The following is a 15,664-nucleotide window of genomic DNA, read 5'->3' on the forward strand; positions in this document are numbered from 1 at the left end:
AGTGCATTACTTTTTTCAGTTCTCAGGTATTCACGCATTTCTGGTCGGTCTGTTGCCGTTCTTTATGCCCACTCTGTTATGGCAACAGGGTTATAGTCTGACCGAAATAGCTGTATTTATTGCCCTGTCCGGTTTGGCTTATCTTTTTACCCTGTGGGTTTGGGAAAACCTGAGATCTGGAAAAGGCAGCGTCTGGGCCGTAAGGGCTTCGTTTTTGACTGAGGTCCTGCTGGTGGCGGGACTGTTTTTCTTTCAACAACAAGCAGACAGCGGAGCCACAGGACTTATTCTGCTGGCCATTCTGAATGGTATTTATGGCTGTTTCTATTGGATGGCTCAACGTCTGCTGTTCAAATCCATCAGTCATAATCGGAATTCCGGTCAGCACTTTGGCAACTTCCAGATATTGGTAGCAGTGATGCTTAAAATCGGCATAGTGGCGGGTGCATTTCTGTTGGAGCAATCAAGTTACTGGATTCTGTTTCTACTCAGCGCACTGATCTCAACTGCAGGTGTTGCTCAAACTTTCAAAACGAAGGTGGCTGTTGCAATCAACACAGCGTTTTCGGCACCGGCTGCCCGTGTCTCTGAAGTGCTCCGATTTCGTGATAGTTTTGGCTCCTGCGGGGTGTTTTTTGTAGATGGACTGTTTCTTTTTCTGGAAAGTTATTTCTGGACTCTCTCACTCTATTTTATCAACAGAGAAAGTCTGCTTGAGCTGGGTGGAATGATGGTGATTCTGGCAATCGCAGTCGCTGCCCTGTTTAAACTGATACAGACTTTTATTGACCGTATGTCCGCTATCCGTCTTTTCCGGTGGGCCATATTTCTTTATGCATTCAGCTGGCTGCTCAGGGGAATGGTCGATGAAACGCTCTCAACACAGCAGCAGTATGCATTTATTCTCGTCATTGCTTTCCTGACCAGCCTGTTCCGTTTGTCATTCAACAAAGTGTTTTTTGATCGTTCCGATAAAACGGATACCCATACCTACCTTTTACTGAAAAGTTACTGCTCGCAACTGGGTGTAACTGTTTTGTTTATTATTACAGCTCTGTTCCTGCATCAGGGAAAAGCACCTCTGGAGGCACTTCAGGCTGTGTACTTTGTTTCATCCATTTTAGCTTTGGTTTATTTCCGCTATAGCTGGCAGGCCGGAACTGTCAGGGTAGATAGAGAAGCCATGAGCGGAAAAAATAATTTCTGATAAAAACTCGATAGACAGTTAAGAGAAAAGGATATTTTTATCATGCGTAATGATTTTGAGCGGATACTCCGGGGCAATCAGGAAACAGTTGAACAGATGATCGGTTTTGTTTCTGGTTTGAGCGCTGATGATTACCGATTCAGGGACTCCGATCTTTTCCAAAGTACCGTCGGGCAGCACTTGCGTCATGTTCTGGATCTGTATGAAGCTATCCGTTCTTCTTCTGATAAATCGGTAGATTATGATCTCAGACGTCGGGGGCTGTTGCTGGAGCATGAAAAGAATGCGGGTCTGGCAGAGTTAAAAGATTTGCAGCAATGGTTAAAGGCGCTGAAAGCAGGGGATCTGGATTTAGATGTTGAAATCAAAACCGAGGTACTTTTGTCAGAAAGCAGCAGCGTGCGATTAAAATCCACCCTGGGAAGGGAGCTGGTCTTTGCTAGCAGTCATCTGACTCACCATCTGGCAATGATGGCGACGATCGCAAAAGTAGCAGGTAACAAAATCGACCCTTCCGTGGGTATGGCACCAGCGACGTCCAGTTTTAACCGGGGTCAGGTGGTGGCTTCCTGAACGGAGTGGATTTCGTTTTCAGTCAGATAGCGCCACTCACCCGTTTTCAGATCAGGGTCGAGCGTGATAGAGCCAATCTGTTCCCGATGAAGGGCCGTTACACGATTACCCAGAGCCGCAAACATGCGCTTGACCTGGTGGTACTTGCCTTCATGTATCGTCAGCAGTACTTCCTGATCAGAAATAAATTCGAGTTGCGCGGGGCGGGTTGGCTTTTTCTCCCCATGCAGCTGGACACCCTGCGCAAACTGTTCGATGGCTGACTGATCCAGAGGCGAGGCCAGTTCTACCCGGTAACGTTTTCCGCACTTTTTAACCGGTGACGTGATTTTGTGAGACCACTGACCGTCGTCTGTAATCAGTACCAGCCCAGTGGTGTCGACATCCAGCCGACCGGCAATCCTGAGACGATCGGATTTAATGACATCCAGCAGATTAATAACGGATGGATACATCTCGGCTCTTGTTCCTGAGGGCGTTGCACAAAGGGTATCCAGCGGTTTGTAGAGCATAATGTAACGAAATCCCACCAGAGTGAGTGGTGCTCCATCCAGAAGAACTTCAGCATCGTCAGAAACCTTGCAGGCAGGGTCTTTGACGACGGTACCCTCCACGGTCACCGACCCGGTTTTCAAAAGCCTTTTGCTTTCTGAGCGGCTCAGTTCGGTGCTTTCACAAAGAAATTTGTCGAGTCTCACTGGCTGACCTGTTCCCGGGCCCAGTTGACGAAGGTCTTCCGGGTTTTCGGATCGGCTTTTTCAAACCAGTAACGCAGCATGCTGGCACTTATATTGGCCTCGTCACTTTTATTGGCAGCAGAGCCATAGATTTCCTCATTCTGAGTCGCATTGGCAAAGCCTGTGTTTGTCTCTGCGAAGACACCCATACCTGAAAATTCGCTGGCCGCTGCAGGGCTGTCGCTACGATTAAACTTTTGGACGTCTGCTGCATAGTTGCGGCCGAACTGGATACCCTTGCTGGGCAGAATAGCAAATTCATAGGGAACGGCTTCGCCCTTGGCATCCTTCAATGAAATCTTGCCGGTGGGGTTGTTGTTGATAGCTTCGGCCTGACGAATGTCTCTCAGGTCGGGAACATCAATGCTGTAGTGCTTGCCAGCTGCTGGATGGAAGGTCAGGACAAAAGGTTTGGAAGTAAAGCGAGTTCGGTCCCCGCCGTTAGTGACGGTATCAGATAACTGGAAAACAATCTGATGGCGCACATTGGTAAGAGAAATGGGCTTGTTAGCCTCCACTTTGAAGTCGAGGTCTTTGACATTGGTGCCGTCAAGAACCAGTAACTCAGATTTGGCCGGTATCTGCAGGGTGGCCTGTTCTGCTCTGGATTCAGCCGCTGAGACTGAAGCGACCATGAAAAAGCCAAGAGTTGACGCCAGGAGTCTGTTTAGCCATGTGCGATGATGCAGTCTTGAGCGCTCAGAGAGGCTGAAAAAGTCGTTTAAAAGAGAGCGCATAGATATCCCCTTATGCAACTTATATTAATGAGGGTAAGAAAAGCGCTACAACATGCCGGACTCAGGGTTTAAAAGCAAGTGGCTTTTGGGAGGCGGAACTCTGCTCAGCCGGTTTGCTGCGGCGATGTGACGACTATTCGCTACCGAACGACTGCATGGATGCAGGAGCTAGAGCAACGCAGGAGCAGTTGCCGCCGACTGCATGGATGCAGGAGCTAGAGCAACGCAGGAGCAGTTGCCGCCGACTGCATGGATGCAGGAGCTAGAGCAACGCAGGAGCAGTTGCCGCGCAGGGCAGTCTATTCTTGGTCAGGCTCCTGTTGGTGGCAAACCTTACTCGCAAGTCTTTAATCCTTGAGGGGCGAGTGCAATTAAGTCCATGGAACCAAATCAACATAATGATGTCAAAATAGTATGTGCCTGATTATTACATGCGGTTATTTAATTAATGATTGTTTGGTTTAAGTATCTATTATGCAAAATATCGAAAACACTTCTGCTCCGCCTTTTTACCCGCAGCCTGACCCTGAAGAATGCAACACTCAGCGCTGCTCAGAAGGACTGGAGGACATAGGCTCAACGACTGCAATAAATCCAGAGTCTCAACTCCAGAGCAGTGATCAAAGCAATGATCCGGCATACTGCAAACCCAGTGGTTTTCCACTATCTGAAAGACAGGCTGCGATCAGATCAGTAGAACAAAAGTACCATACACCTGATTTGACATCAGCTATTGACCAAGGCCAGCCGGAGCAGTCATCAGCCTGCCTTTCTCCCCTCGAAGTTCTCCTGGGGCCTCTGCCTGATGACATCATTCTGGATACTCTTCCTTGCTTTCACAAAGCACCGTCCTCACCTTCTGAAGAAATTACGATAGAGGATGTCCAAAACTTCAGGCAGGAATTACTCAAATTTCAAATGAAACTTGATCAAGAGTTTTTTGATAGAAAATTTCTTGATACAGATGCTCTGCAGTTCCATAGCTTAATCTACAATAGACTGGCTTTGCTCAAGCGTCTCGCTAATAAATATCAGGTACTCAAGGAGAGTTCATACAAAATTGTTGATTGGTTCAACACAATAAAATTGGCTGACAAAAGCCAATATGTCCTATTGTCCAAACAGCTGTTTTTGAGCGATGACATGAGTAACGTAACACGGCAGCTGGTCCAGAACTATCGTGTTCTCGGGAAAATGCTATGTCTATGGTCCCCCAAGGATACTTCCCCGGGCCAGCAATCAATCAGCTTTCTGAGTGAGTCTATTGTATGCCATTTGTCCTGTATCTATAGTTTTGTGGAGAGCATGATAAGACATGCTGATTTCAGAAGAAATATTGCTCTTCGAGCGCCAGTTGAACCAAAAATCAGGAAGCACCACTCAATTTTGCATGCGCCCCCCCGGAAACGATCTAACTCTGTGGCATCTGAGTCTCGCAGACTCAGTGAAGGGATAAGCAATCTGCTCACTACCGTTGCTTCGGCAACATTGGAAATCCAGAGCAAGAAAGATTCTCAAGATATCGTGAAAATCGCCTCTGGATGTCTTTTCAGTTCAATTGATCGATACAGGAATGAAGGGTACGATCAGGAATTCCAACCCGTCTGCGTTGACAAAAAGATGATTGCTCAGCATTTATTCTGTGCAGAGCTATTCCATGCAGCGTTAATGTCAGAACGATGGGATGTTATTAATAAGGTTTGTGAAACAACCAGTCGAATCGTTTTCCATAACGACTATTCACTGGAAAAAGTTATTCAAGGGCTTAAAAAAGACAATACGAAAGGAATCAACATTGAAAGCTGGCATGATGGTCTTAATGAATATTCACAAACCCGATGCTATCCCCTGAACCGTTATTTCGAACTTGGGATTGAAGCTTCTTCTATCTACCTGAGTACCCTGCTTGCTCACAAGGAGAGTGTCACTGAGAACCAGTCACCATTAATAAAGATAAAGAAGACAGAAGAGCTGCAACACATATTTAATGTTCTGAGCCCATGGGCAACCCAGTTGCAGGAGCTTGGCTTATTGACCAATGAAGCCGTGGAATCCTGTAAATACCATCATCGATTATCACTCGCCAAGCTAAGAATACAGACTCTGACCAACAATCACGAGGTGGCTATCAGAAATAGCTTTAATGAGGTCAAAAAAGTTATCGTGCAAGGTACCGCCACGGATGGGATAACAAATGACAATCCGCAACAGCTTCCTGAATCCCTGAAATCCCTGTTGGCAGAGACTCTGATCCAGAATAATGATATTTTAAAGCTCATAAACAAAGAGTGCGATATCTATAATCCAGGCATTAACATCACAGAACTAGACAGGAAATCCTGTGAATGGCTAATCAATATTTTTGCAAACATTGCCCAATCACCACACAGTGAATTGCTCCTGACGTTCTCCCACTGCAGTTATTACTGTGCAATGCTCATTGAGCATATTTGTGAATGCGCTTCAATTTTCAGTGATCTGGAGGGCTGCATTACAAGCATTCAAACAAGTGATCCGTCGTCCTCGCTTAAGGAGACCAAAGAGAAATGGAAAGAAAAAATCAAAGCAAATGCTTCCGGGATTAAAGAGAAAATTGATCAATTTGATAAGATCAATCAAAACATCCAAACCTGTTTCAGAGATGCTTTCAGGCAATTGAACAAAATCAGAGAGCAAGTTATTACTGGGCAAGACAAATGTCTGAAGATTGTCCTGTTCGAGTCAATCAAAGCTACTTTATACCATGGCTTACGACAACTTCAGCATTTGAATACGGGGCTTGTTACCGTTAGCAGTAAACGTATCGATATTCTCAAAAGTGAATTTCCCACTATTGCCAACCTTGAGCAGGCTACAGTCAGTTGCAGGAAGAAAATTAACAAAAATATTGCTTTCATAGCAGGTTGCGTAAAAGATCTGGATAATTCCAAAGAGCTATCACTAGTGAAAATCACTGGCAATAATGAACCGAATCCAGTTCATTTTAAAAATGGCCGATTTAACAAACAAGCCAGCAAAAAGCCTGATACTCTGGCAAATTTTGTCGTGAATACATTTTTCAGGGTAGATACTCAGGAGACTCTCGAGACAAGAGCTTATTTTCATGAGCAAATAGCCAGCGAAGTACAGGCGCTGAATCATAACAATAAGCCTGTGGTATATCTGGGAAGCCGTGCCTATCAGACGCAGGTTCAGTCACGCTGGGGGAGCCAGGCATTAAAACGGGCAACCGGTAGCGATCTGTTACCGGGCGAAATATCCCGGGAAATTATTGAGCGCTCAGTCACGCCAAGGGATACAGATCTTTTAGTACTTAACAAAGAGCAATTCAGTGAGATCATAGGGAGACTCTATAACCGGCTGGAGGAAGCTGCCCGGGCAGGTGGTTACTTGCCTGATAAATGTGTGCTGCTTAAGACCAAAGTTGGTGAGGAACTTTACTACGGAAAAAAATGTTTTTTTTGCAACCTCATTCTTCGTTTAAAAGAAGGCTATACAAAGAAAGACTGGGTTTATGTGGTTGACTTGATTACCCCTATGGATTCTGGTCCGTCAACCCTGCTGCCTTACGATTCCCCCGAGCTGGCTTCCGGTAGTCCGACCCTCGCCAGACCGCTTACTAGCATTATGATTGACGAACTCAACCTGGCGGTCGGTCAGGCTGCTGGCCCTGCCCGTGCACTGATGGCAATGATGCGCATTAATGTCCTGGCAGCCCTTGAATCTTCAGAGCCAAAGCTTGATTCCATATCAGGCATTGTACTTATGCACGTTGTGGAGCGTCTTCAGGACAGTTACCCCGATCCAGCCCTGGACAAAATGGCCAGCATTTTACGCTCCAGGGCATTTAACAGGGTTGCTTACGAAGAGATACCTGTGCCTGACCCGGACGTTTCCACGGCATAAAAGAGCGTTGTTGGAGAGGGCCAGAAAGCGTTCTCCTGAACCTCAGGCAGGTAAGAGCTCAAGCACAGAGTGGCCCCAGTCATCCTGCCAGATATCTGCTTTTTTAACGGACAAGGGTTCTTTAAAGTCAGGACCATTGATCACCAGTGTGTGAAAGTCGCCTTCTTCTCCAGTGGGGCAGATGCCTCTGGCTTCTATCTCATCGGCCAGTGAGGGTGTCAGTATTCGTCCGAGAAAACTTTGATCCAGTGATTCATTCTTGATGCTGACAATCAGGGCCTCCTGGCCCACCGAGAACATATCTTTCAGAAGCTGTTTGCGGCTGTAGTGCCAGAGTGGGTAACAGGTCTGGATAGAAGTATCTTTGAGAATACGATCGTACCAATCCTTGTGGGCATCCAGGTCGATATCACCAAAAGCAAGGTGACTGGCAGAATACTCACTGATAGCGGTTGCCAGTGCCTTTTTTAATCCCTGTTCATAACCTCCAAACCCGGCAGAGCCAAAAATGATTGGGGTTCCCAGACAATCAGCCTGAGTCTGAAGAACCTCCTGGTGCAGTCCATGGGCACTGGTTCTCTGTTCACCTTCTCTGAGCATAGTGAGCAGACAGGCGGGTTTGGCGCCACTCTGACTGGAAATCCATCGAGCAAAGCAACCATCCTTGCCGCCACTCCAGGAAGTGGCAAAAAGAGATCTTGAAGAGGGCAATGAAGCCTGGGGAGAAATATTCATTACTGCGCCTGAATCGTTTGAATGGTGATGCCCTGTGCCCGGAGAAATCGTTCACAGCCACGGACAAAGTCCAGAGCCCGGGGACCATCGCCATGTATGCACAGGGTCTCGGCCTGGATAGCAATTGTCCGGCCATCCACTGACGTCACTTGTTTGTGTAATACCATGTCTCTGATCTGGTCGAGGGACTTTTGCTGGTCTTCAATCATTGCGCCGTCCTGATCTCTGGGGGTTAGCTGGCCAGTAATCTGGTAGCTGCGGTCGGCAAAGACTTCGCTGGCGGTCTTCAGGCCAATGGCTTCAGCCTGAGATATAAGGCAACTACCGGCTAACCCATAGAGAATCAGTTCCTGATTAAATTGATAAACCGCTTCGGCTATGGCTTTGGCAAGGTCCGGGTTACGGGCGGCCATATTGTACAGAGCTCCGTGAGGTTTGACATGGTGAAGTTGACCGCCTTGTGCCGTCACAAAAGCGCTTAATGCGCCTGTCTGGTAAAGTGTCAGGTTATAGGCATCTTCGGGGCTGATGTGCATGTTTCTGCGACCAAAGCCCTGAAGGTCTGGTAAACCGGGATGAGCACCGACGGCAACACTGTGTTCCAAAGCCAGTTTTACCGTGTTGGCCATGATATTCGGATCACCCCCATGAAAGCCGCAGGCAATGTTGGCAGAACTGATATACGGCATGATTCCAGTATCGTTTCCCAGCCTGTACTGGCCAAAGCTTTCACCCATGTCGCAGTTCAGATCCAGTGTCAGAGCTTTATCAGTAATCATTTTGGTTTCGGTTCCAATAATATTCAGCCGCTATGGCCAGACGGTTCAGGCCGATTCTCTGTTTTACCAGTTCCCGTTGTGCTTCTTCCACAGTTACTTCCTGAAAGGTCAGTGTGTCCGATGGCTTCAGCTGGGCGACTCTGGGCAAGTCCGCAGAGATGATGTTCCCGATTTTGGGATATCCGCCAGTGGGCTGACAATCACTCATCAGAATAATGGGTTGACCATCCGGAGGGATCTGAATGGAACCCATGGCTGTCCCCTCTGTGATCAGATTTCCGGGATAGCTGCTTTTGATCTTTTGACCACAGAGACGATAACCCATCCGGTCAGAATCCGGGCGGACAGAGTAGCTCTGGTTCTGGAAAACATTCAGGCTTGGGCCGGAGAACCATGACGTTTGTGGACCCCGGATATAACGAACAGGCTGAACATGTTTCTGATCCTCAAGATACTGTGTAAACCTGTGGCCCACAGCAATATCAGGTTTGAAATTTTTCTTTGCTGCCCAGCTGTTAAAGCCAAGCCGGTCGTTCTCTTTCAGTGCCCGACCGCCAAGGCCACCGATACCAGCTCTCAGATAAGTACTGCAACTTCCCAACACTTCCCGAGCCTGAAAGCCGTTTTTAATCGCCAGATAGCCCCGGCAGCCTGTTCTGAGACTGGCAATTTTCAGTGTTTGCCCTGCTTTAACGGCGGTTACGAAGTTGCTGGCGATGGGATGGGTATCCACGGTGGCATCGGCACTTCCTCCACTAAGACAGATTACAGTGGACTTATGAAATTCCAGAGTGGGTCCTGTCAAAGTGAATTCCAGCAGTGGGGCATTCTCAGGGTTACCCAGTATCAGATTAGCGACTCTGGCTGCCAGGGAGTCCATAGCGCCACAAGTTGATAGGCCCAGGTTCCGGAGGCCATACCTGCCCAGATCCTGGAGGCTGGTCAGCATTCCGGGTTGTTTGACGGTCAGGCTCACCTTTGCGCCTCCATTTCCTGATGCTCTCTGGAGGAAATAGCGGTGAATTTTACTCTGTCACCGGGCTTGAGCAGGGTGGGGTGGTCGTTACTGAAGTCCACCAGAGAAACAGGGGTGTGGCCTATCAGCTGCCAGCCTCCGGGAGTGGAAAGAGGGTAGATACCTGTCTGCTCACCGGCAATGCCAACGGAGCCAGCCGGTATCGACAGACGTGGGTTTTCAAGTCTGTGTATCGATAGTCTTTTATTCATTCCACCCAGAAAGGGAAAACCCGGAGCAAAGCCAAGAAAGTAAACGTCGTAAGTCGCTGAAGTGTGAAGATCAATCACTTTTTCAGTTTTTAAGCGACAGTGTTTGGCTACACGATCCAGGTCCGGAGCAAAGCTGCTTTCGTAGCAGACTGGTATTTCAACAAGATTGCCAACGTTTGTCTGACCCACCTTGAGTGTTTGCAGGAGGTTGAGTATTTTTTCTTTCAAAGCTTCATAAGGTGTTGCTGATTGAATCTGGCAGGGATCGTAATAGACGGTCAAAGTTGTGTAAGCCGGAACTATCTCAATTATTTCAGGGGATGCCGCTTCGAGAACTTGTTTTGCCGCCGTGTGAACGATCAGGTTTATTTTGGGACTGATCCGGTCACCAAAACACAGCATTAGAGCTGAGTCACCCAGAGGGAAGCACTCACAGGGATGGTTCATATTATCGTCATATTCTCAAAGTCTGCAGCCGATTCTAACATAGGATTGGGTTATCAAGCGTTAGTCGTCGGAGAGAGTAAATCTACCAAATGCGAACGTCTGGCATCCAGAGGCTGAAGGCGATGTTGGTCTCGGACGGGTATGAGGCGTATACTGCCGGTTTTGTATTTTCCCTGTCTTACTCTCTGATCCACTTTATATGACTCAGACCATAGAAACAGATGTTGTTGTAATTGGCGGAGGCATTGCCGGTCTCTGGCTGTTCAATACCCTCAATCAGCAAGGCTATAAAGCCCTTCTGCTGGAGAATGCTACCCTCGGCGGTGGTCAGACGATCAAATCCCAGGGGATCGTTCATGGCGGGACCAAGTACACTTTGACCGGCACTCTGACCAAGGCGGCAGAGTGTATTGTCGGCATGCCAGACCGCTGGCGCAAGGCTCTCAGGGGGGAAGGTGAGGTTGATCTGTCGGGAGCCGTTATACTCTCTGAGTTCCAGTATCTATGGTCTCCCGGTGATGTGGGTTCCAGGCTTACTACGTTTTTCGCCAGCAAGGCTTTGCGCGGTCGGGTGGAGCAGTTGAAGAAACCGGAGGATTTTCCTGATATTTTTCGTCATGAAGCGTTTCTGGGCAAAGTCTATCAGCTCAATGAGATCGTGCTGGATATCCGGACGGTCATCGATGCATTGGTGAAAGGTCTGGAAGATCGGATTCTCAAGGTGGACTGGTCTGAAAACACCCGTATTGTCACTGAAGGCAAAAAAATAGATTTCATCGAGCATACCTTTGGAGGCAAAACCCTGCAAATCAGGGCCAGCAAGTTTGTTACCACGGCGGGCGAAGGCACAGAGGACCTGATAAAACTCTGGGGACTCTCCCGGCCAGAGATGCAGAGAAGGCCGCTTCATATGGTTATGGTTCGGCATCGTCATCCTGAGCCGCTCTTCGCGCATTGTCTGGGTACTAAACCCGTTCCAAGAATAACAGTCACCAGCCATCCGGATGGTGAAGGCAGCTGGGTCTGGTATCTGGGGGGCGAAATTGCGGAAGACGGGATGGAACGCACACCGGAACAACAGATCCGGGTGGCCCGGCGTGAGCTGACTGCATTATTGCCATGGGTTAATCTGGACGATGCCCAATGGGCGACGATGTTTGTAAACCGGGCCGAACCCAGACAGAGCAGACTGCTGAGACCGGATGCCGCATTCATTCATGAGATAGAAAACGGCATTGTTTCCTGGCCGACCAAGCTGGCGCTGGCACCCAACCTTTCTGATGAGGTCATTAAAGTGCTGAACAGGCAGCAACTCTCGCCTTCTGGCAATGAAGGCTTTGCTTTGCCAGAGGATGTTCAGCATCCTGAAATCTGCCAACCCTTCTGGAGCGGGGCATTTGTCGATCATGACTGATTACCGACTTGAGACAAGAACCATTGCAGGTACCGATATCCGGGTTTCTCCCATCGGTTTCGGAACCGTAAAGCTGGGCAGGGATCAGGGCGTAAAATACCCATCCGGATTCAGGATTCCGGATGATAGCGAGGCCAGAGAGCTTCTGAAACTGGCACAAACCCTGGGTATTAATCTGCTGGACACAGCACCAGCCTACGGCACCAGTGAAGAAAGATTGGGGTCTTTGTTAAAAGGTCAGAGAGACAACTGGGTTATCTGCAGTAAAGTCGGAGAAGAGTTTGAGAACGGTGAGTCTCGTTTTGATTTCACACCGGAACATATTCGCTTCAGCATCGAGAGAAGTCTGAAACGGCTGAATACTGATTGGATTGAAATGGTGCTGGTCCATTCCTATGGTGATGACGTCAATATTATTCAGCAATATGGCTGTCTGGAAGTACTGGAAGCGTTAAAAAAAGAGGGCAAGATTCTGGCGTCAGGCATGTCTACCAAAACTGTTGAAGGCGGCATTATGGCGCTGGAAAAGTCGGATATCGCCATGGTGACTTATAACTTGAAGGAGCAGGCTGAGAAACCGGTACTTGATTACGCTCTCCGGAACGATAAGGGCATTCTGATCAAGAAAGCTCTGGCCAGTGGGCATGTTTGTCTGGAAGGTGAAGATCCGGTGGAGAAAAGCATGGAGTTGGTTTTCTCTCATCCTGCGACCTCGGCGGCAGTGATTGGCACTATTAATCCGTTACACCTCAAGAGTAATGCAGAGTCGTGCGCCAGAGTCATCAGACTTCTTGAGAGCTGATTCTCTGGCGGCCAGGTTAGAGAAAAAAGGTTTTTATTGGCGCGGGGTTGTGATGTTTTCATAGGCCGCATTCATCGCTTCAGCAGGTGTCAGTGACCGGTTTTCTGCAATGAATCCAGCTGCATGCTGACACAGGGATGCGTACTGGTCAAAGCTCCAGCCTGCGTCTCTGTAAGCTGAAAAATCTTTACCCATAAGGTTAACTAACTCTCGTGAATTGCAGAAAGTCTGCAGTTCCTTCAGATAATCACCTAGTAGGCCTGCTTCACGTGACAGCTCTGGCCTCTCTTTTTTCAGGGCTGCAAGAGAAGCATCGAAAGGAATGGCGGGTGCTACTCTTCCAGGTGGCTTATGAGCTGCTTTGGCTTCAGGTTGAACCCTGTTTTCCTGAGCCGGTATAGATTGACTGACCGGTTGGCGCTTGCTGGAAGTTTGCTTGCTACTGAATGAATCTTTGCTAACAGGGTCTGAATGAATTCTTTCCTTGATACTCTCTCGGTATTCAGTGTTCAGGAAATGACCCTCTCCTTTCATGGCGTAGTTACGGTGCAGGCTTTTGAGGTCTTTTTGCGTAGCTTCTAAAATTCCCTGAACCTCATTTAAAGCACTCGCGATCTTGCTTTTTGTTTCAGGGGGTAATTGTTGACTCTTCATAGTTCTGTTCAGATTTTGCTTAATTTGGTGAGCCTGTTCAAAGCATTGGCAGGTCAGAATAGTCTGGGCCTGAATAGCAGAATATCGATTGTTGGGAGAAGAATATCCTTTTGAGTTGGGTAGTTCTTCCACCAGGCATTCAGTCAGTGCGGGATAAGATTTAAGCTGATCTCGAATAGAGTCAGGATAAGTGGAGTAATTCAGTTCTTGCCGCTCAGCCCTTAACGGTGCCATGCACTTATCCAGTGCATCTCTGAAAGACTGACCATGATCTGTGGTATTTTTTAGTGGCTGAGCGTTATCTCTTGCTTTCGACAGCATCATAGAAAGACCGGCCTCCTTGAATGCTTTTTGAACATGAGGTTGCAAGGCTGCTTGTCCGGATTTTCTGGTCAGGTTAGCCAACAGGTCTTCCAATTCACCCTTGTTTTTGGCGTGCTTGTCAATCACTTTCTGAACAGACTCAGAACTGCCATTTTTGTTGTTTACTGCTTTTTTGACATCATCCATTGCCACCATAAACGCTTTGACGGCTTTCTTCTCAGTGGCTTTCTTTTCTTTCGCTGCGGCTTTATCAGAATTGCTGACACAGCGGGAGAAGAGGCTTTTTATCGGTAGTTTCTTGCCTTTCCCGTTTTGAGGGACGGTATTTTCGATGGAATATACTGAAGAGCCTTTATGGCGTCCCCTGGGTTTATCAACTTTCTGTTGAGCATGTTCAGACCATGTCGGGCTGATAGAAATCTTTTCGCCGCCGTTGATAATACCCATTACTCTATCCCTGAATCTTTGAGTGCTTTCAACTTATTATAGAGGGCGAAGTTCTGGAGAGTGGCTAGCCTTGGGTTTTGAAGAAGATAGCCGCTAACTGTCGAAAAGTTGGCGGCAATACTGTTGTTTTATGATAAAAGTATCAAGTGATAAAAGTATCAAGCAGACTCTTTAGATTTGTCCTTCCTGATCTTTTCAACAATGGCTGTTGTCGAACAGTTATCCAGGAACGCCAGAACCTTCACCTCGCCGCCGTATTCGTAGACGATAGGAGCACCGACCACTTCATCAATGGTGTAGTCACCGCCTTTTACCAGAACGTCAGGTTTAACCATTCTGAGCAGGTTTTCAGGTGTATCTTCTTCGAAGCATACGACCCAGTCCACAGCTTCAAGGCCTGCCAGTACCGCCATTCTGCGATCTTCCGAGTTAATGGGGCGGCCTTCACCTTTCAATCTTTTTACAGAAGCATCGCTGTTGATAGCCAGTACCAGCCTGTCACCCTGCTTTCGGGCTTGCTCCAGATAACCCACGTGGCCGGCATGAACAATGTCGAAGCAGCCGTTGGTGAAGACGATCTTTTCGCCATGGGCCCGGGAGTCTTCCAGTGCAATCTTGAGCTGATCCGGGGTCACAACGCCACGCTCTGCGCCCAGTTCTCTGTTCACCTCACGGCGCAGCTCTGGCATGCTGACCGTTGCAGTCCCCAGCTTGGCAACCACAATACCGGCTGCAATATTGGCCAGAGCGGCTGCTTTGGGCAGTTCAGCCCCCGCTGCAAGTGCAGTGGCCAGAGTGGAAATTACGGTGTCTCCGGCGCCGGTCACATCAAAGACTTCACGGGCTCTGGCTGGCAGGTGCAGTTCCTTTTCGTCTCTGCGAATCAGGGTCATGCCGTGCTCACTGCGAGTGATCAGCATGGCGTCAAGCTCCAGCTCGTCCAGTAACTGGTGACCTTTGGTGATCAGCTCCTGCTCATCTGCGCAGCGGCCGACAACGGCTTCAAATTCTTGCAGGTTCGGAGTAATGATCGTAGCACCACGGTAACGCTCAAAGTTTGTACCTTTTGGGTCAACAAGGACCGGAACGCCTTTTGTACGTGCCAGTTTGATCAGCTGCTGGTGGTTCTGCAGGGTACCCTTGTTGTAATCAGAAAGAATGACAGCCCCTATGTTATTCAGCAAATTGGCTGCTTTTTCTTCGAGAATATCGCTGCTGAGAACGGAGAAAGGTTCTTCCTGATCCAGGCGAATGAGTTGCTGATGCTGGCTGATGACCCTGAGTTTGGTGATGGTAGGCATATCTTTCAGCCGGGCAAAATCGCAATAGACTCCGGCCGCTTCAAGACGGGTCTGCAGGGAGTCGGCTGCTTCATCATCTCCGGTAGCAGCTATCAGCCAGGTCGGGGCGCCCAGAGAGGCAATGTTAAGGGCTACGTTGCCAGCGCCGCCGGGGCGATCTTCTATATTGGTGACGCGAACAACAGGTACTGGTGCTTCAGGGGAGATTCTGGAGGTGCCGCCGTGCCAGTATCGATCCAGCATGACATCGCCGATCACCAGAACCCTGGCTTCATTAAATCGTGGCAGAGTCAGTTTCATTCAGTGTCTTCCGCTTCGGTATCTTGGGAGGCCTGCCAAGTAAGTTGGCCCAGTTTCCGGTAGGTTTACCACGA

The 15,664-nt window shown here is 48.4% G+C and carries 13 protein-coding genes; 5 read left to right on the plus strand and 8 right to left on the minus strand.

The window, feature by feature from the left end; genetic code table 11:
- Nucleotide 1 precedes the first annotated feature (1 nt).
- Entirely contained in the window at nucleotides 2–1,207 is a 1,206-nt protein-coding gene (locus ACO6VG_RS13040) for a hypothetical protein (protein WP_422132680.1), read from the plus strand.
- 42 nt (nucleotides 1,208–1,249) lie between these two features.
- A complete protein-coding gene (locus tag ACO6VG_RS13045) occupies nucleotides 1,250–1,780 on the plus strand; it encodes a DinB family protein (protein ID WP_422132681.1) in 531 nt (176 codons plus the stop codon).
- On the opposite strand, the gene rsuA is transcribed toward ACO6VG_RS13045, so the two are convergent.
- Entirely contained in the window at nucleotides 1,762–2,478 is a 717-nt protein-coding gene (gene rsuA, locus ACO6VG_RS13050; RefSeq protein WP_422132682.1) for a 16S rRNA pseudouridine(516) synthase RsuA, read from the minus strand. The two genes, ACO6VG_RS13045 and rsuA, sit on opposite strands and share 19 nt — an antisense overlap.
- Nucleotides 2,475–3,254, minus strand: a complete 780-nt coding sequence (locus ACO6VG_RS13055) for a DUF2057 family protein (protein ID WP_422132683.1) — start codon at nucleotides 3,252–3,254, stop codon at nucleotides 2,475–2,477. Before ACO6VG_RS13055 ends, rsuA begins: the two co-directional genes overlap by 4 nt.
- A 474-nt stretch (nucleotides 3,255–3,728) precedes the next feature.
- Between ACO6VG_RS13055 and ACO6VG_RS13060 the strand changes: the two genes are divergently transcribed.
- Complete coding sequence (locus ACO6VG_RS13060; protein ID WP_422474270.1) at nucleotides 3,729–7,160, plus strand: hypothetical protein; 3,432 nt, start codon at nucleotides 3,729–3,731, stop codon at nucleotides 7,158–7,160.
- Between the two features lie 42 nt (nucleotides 7,161–7,202).
- Here ACO6VG_RS13060 and ACO6VG_RS13065 read toward each other — a convergent pair whose 3' ends face one another.
- The 4 genes from ACO6VG_RS13065 to pxpB are packed head-to-tail and all read right to left on the minus strand — an operon-like array spanning nucleotide 7,203 to nucleotide 10,348.
- Nucleotides 7,203–7,895 carry a hypothetical protein gene (locus tag ACO6VG_RS13065; protein WP_422137309.1) on the minus strand — a complete coding sequence of 231 codons (693 nt, stop codon included), beginning with the start codon at nucleotides 7,893–7,895 and terminating at the stop codon, nucleotides 7,203–7,205.
- Nucleotides 7,895–8,674 (minus strand): LamB/YcsF family protein, encoded by a 780-nt coding sequence (locus ACO6VG_RS13070; RefSeq protein WP_422132686.1) that lies wholly within the window; start codon nucleotides 8,672–8,674, stop codon nucleotides 7,895–7,897. Before ACO6VG_RS13070 ends, ACO6VG_RS13065 begins: the two co-directional genes overlap by 1 nt.
- On the minus strand, nucleotides 8,664–9,650 hold the full coding sequence (locus tag ACO6VG_RS13075; protein WP_422413362.1) for a biotin-dependent carboxyltransferase family protein: 987 nt from the start codon (nucleotides 9,648–9,650) through the stop codon (nucleotides 8,664–8,666). Before ACO6VG_RS13075 ends, ACO6VG_RS13070 begins: the two co-directional genes overlap by 11 nt.
- Nucleotides 9,647–10,348, minus strand: coding sequence for a 5-oxoprolinase subunit PxpB (gene pxpB, locus ACO6VG_RS13080; protein ID WP_422132688.1), 702 nt, complete (start codon nucleotides 10,346–10,348; stop codon nucleotides 9,647–9,649). Before pxpB ends, ACO6VG_RS13075 begins: the two co-directional genes overlap by 4 nt.
- 199 nt (nucleotides 10,349–10,547) lie before the next feature.
- Here pxpB and ACO6VG_RS13085 point away from each other — a divergent pair, with 199 nt between their 5' ends.
- Together ACO6VG_RS13085 and ACO6VG_RS13090 are read left to right on the plus strand one after the other, a co-directional pair.
- Nucleotides 10,548–11,762: an FAD-dependent oxidoreductase gene (locus ACO6VG_RS13085; RefSeq protein ID WP_422413360.1), complete on the plus strand. Its 1,215-nt coding sequence runs from the start codon at nucleotides 10,548–10,550 to the stop codon at nucleotides 11,760–11,762.
- Nucleotides 11,755–12,564 carry an aldo/keto reductase gene (locus ACO6VG_RS13090; protein WP_422413358.1) on the plus strand — a complete coding sequence of 270 codons (810 nt, stop codon included), beginning with the start codon at nucleotides 11,755–11,757 and terminating at the stop codon, nucleotides 12,562–12,564. The genes ACO6VG_RS13085 and ACO6VG_RS13090 overlap by 8 nt, the downstream gene beginning before the upstream one ends.
- Before the next feature lie 33 nt (nucleotides 12,565–12,597).
- On the opposite strand, the gene ACO6VG_RS13095 is transcribed toward ACO6VG_RS13090, so the two are convergent.
- Both ACO6VG_RS13095 and hldE read right to left on the minus strand, forming a co-directional pair.
- On the minus strand, nucleotides 12,598–13,989 hold the full coding sequence (locus tag ACO6VG_RS13095) for a hypothetical protein (protein ID WP_422413356.1): 1,392 nt from the start codon (nucleotides 13,987–13,989) through the stop codon (nucleotides 12,598–12,600).
- Nucleotides 13,990–14,147: 158 nt separating this feature from the next.
- Nucleotides 14,148–15,590 carry a bifunctional D-glycero-beta-D-manno-heptose-7-phosphate kinase/D-glycero-beta-D-manno-heptose 1-phosphate adenylyltransferase HldE gene (gene hldE, locus ACO6VG_RS13100; RefSeq protein WP_422132692.1) on the minus strand — a complete coding sequence of 481 codons (1,443 nt, stop codon included), beginning with the start codon at nucleotides 15,588–15,590 and terminating at the stop codon, nucleotides 14,148–14,150.
- Nucleotides 15,591–15,664: the final 74 nt, after the last annotated feature.

Source organism: Endozoicomonas sp. ALB032 (assembly GCF_049310125.1).
In the GTDB taxonomy this organism is placed as follows: domain Bacteria; phylum Pseudomonadota; class Gammaproteobacteria; order Pseudomonadales; family Endozoicomonadaceae; genus Endozoicomonas_A.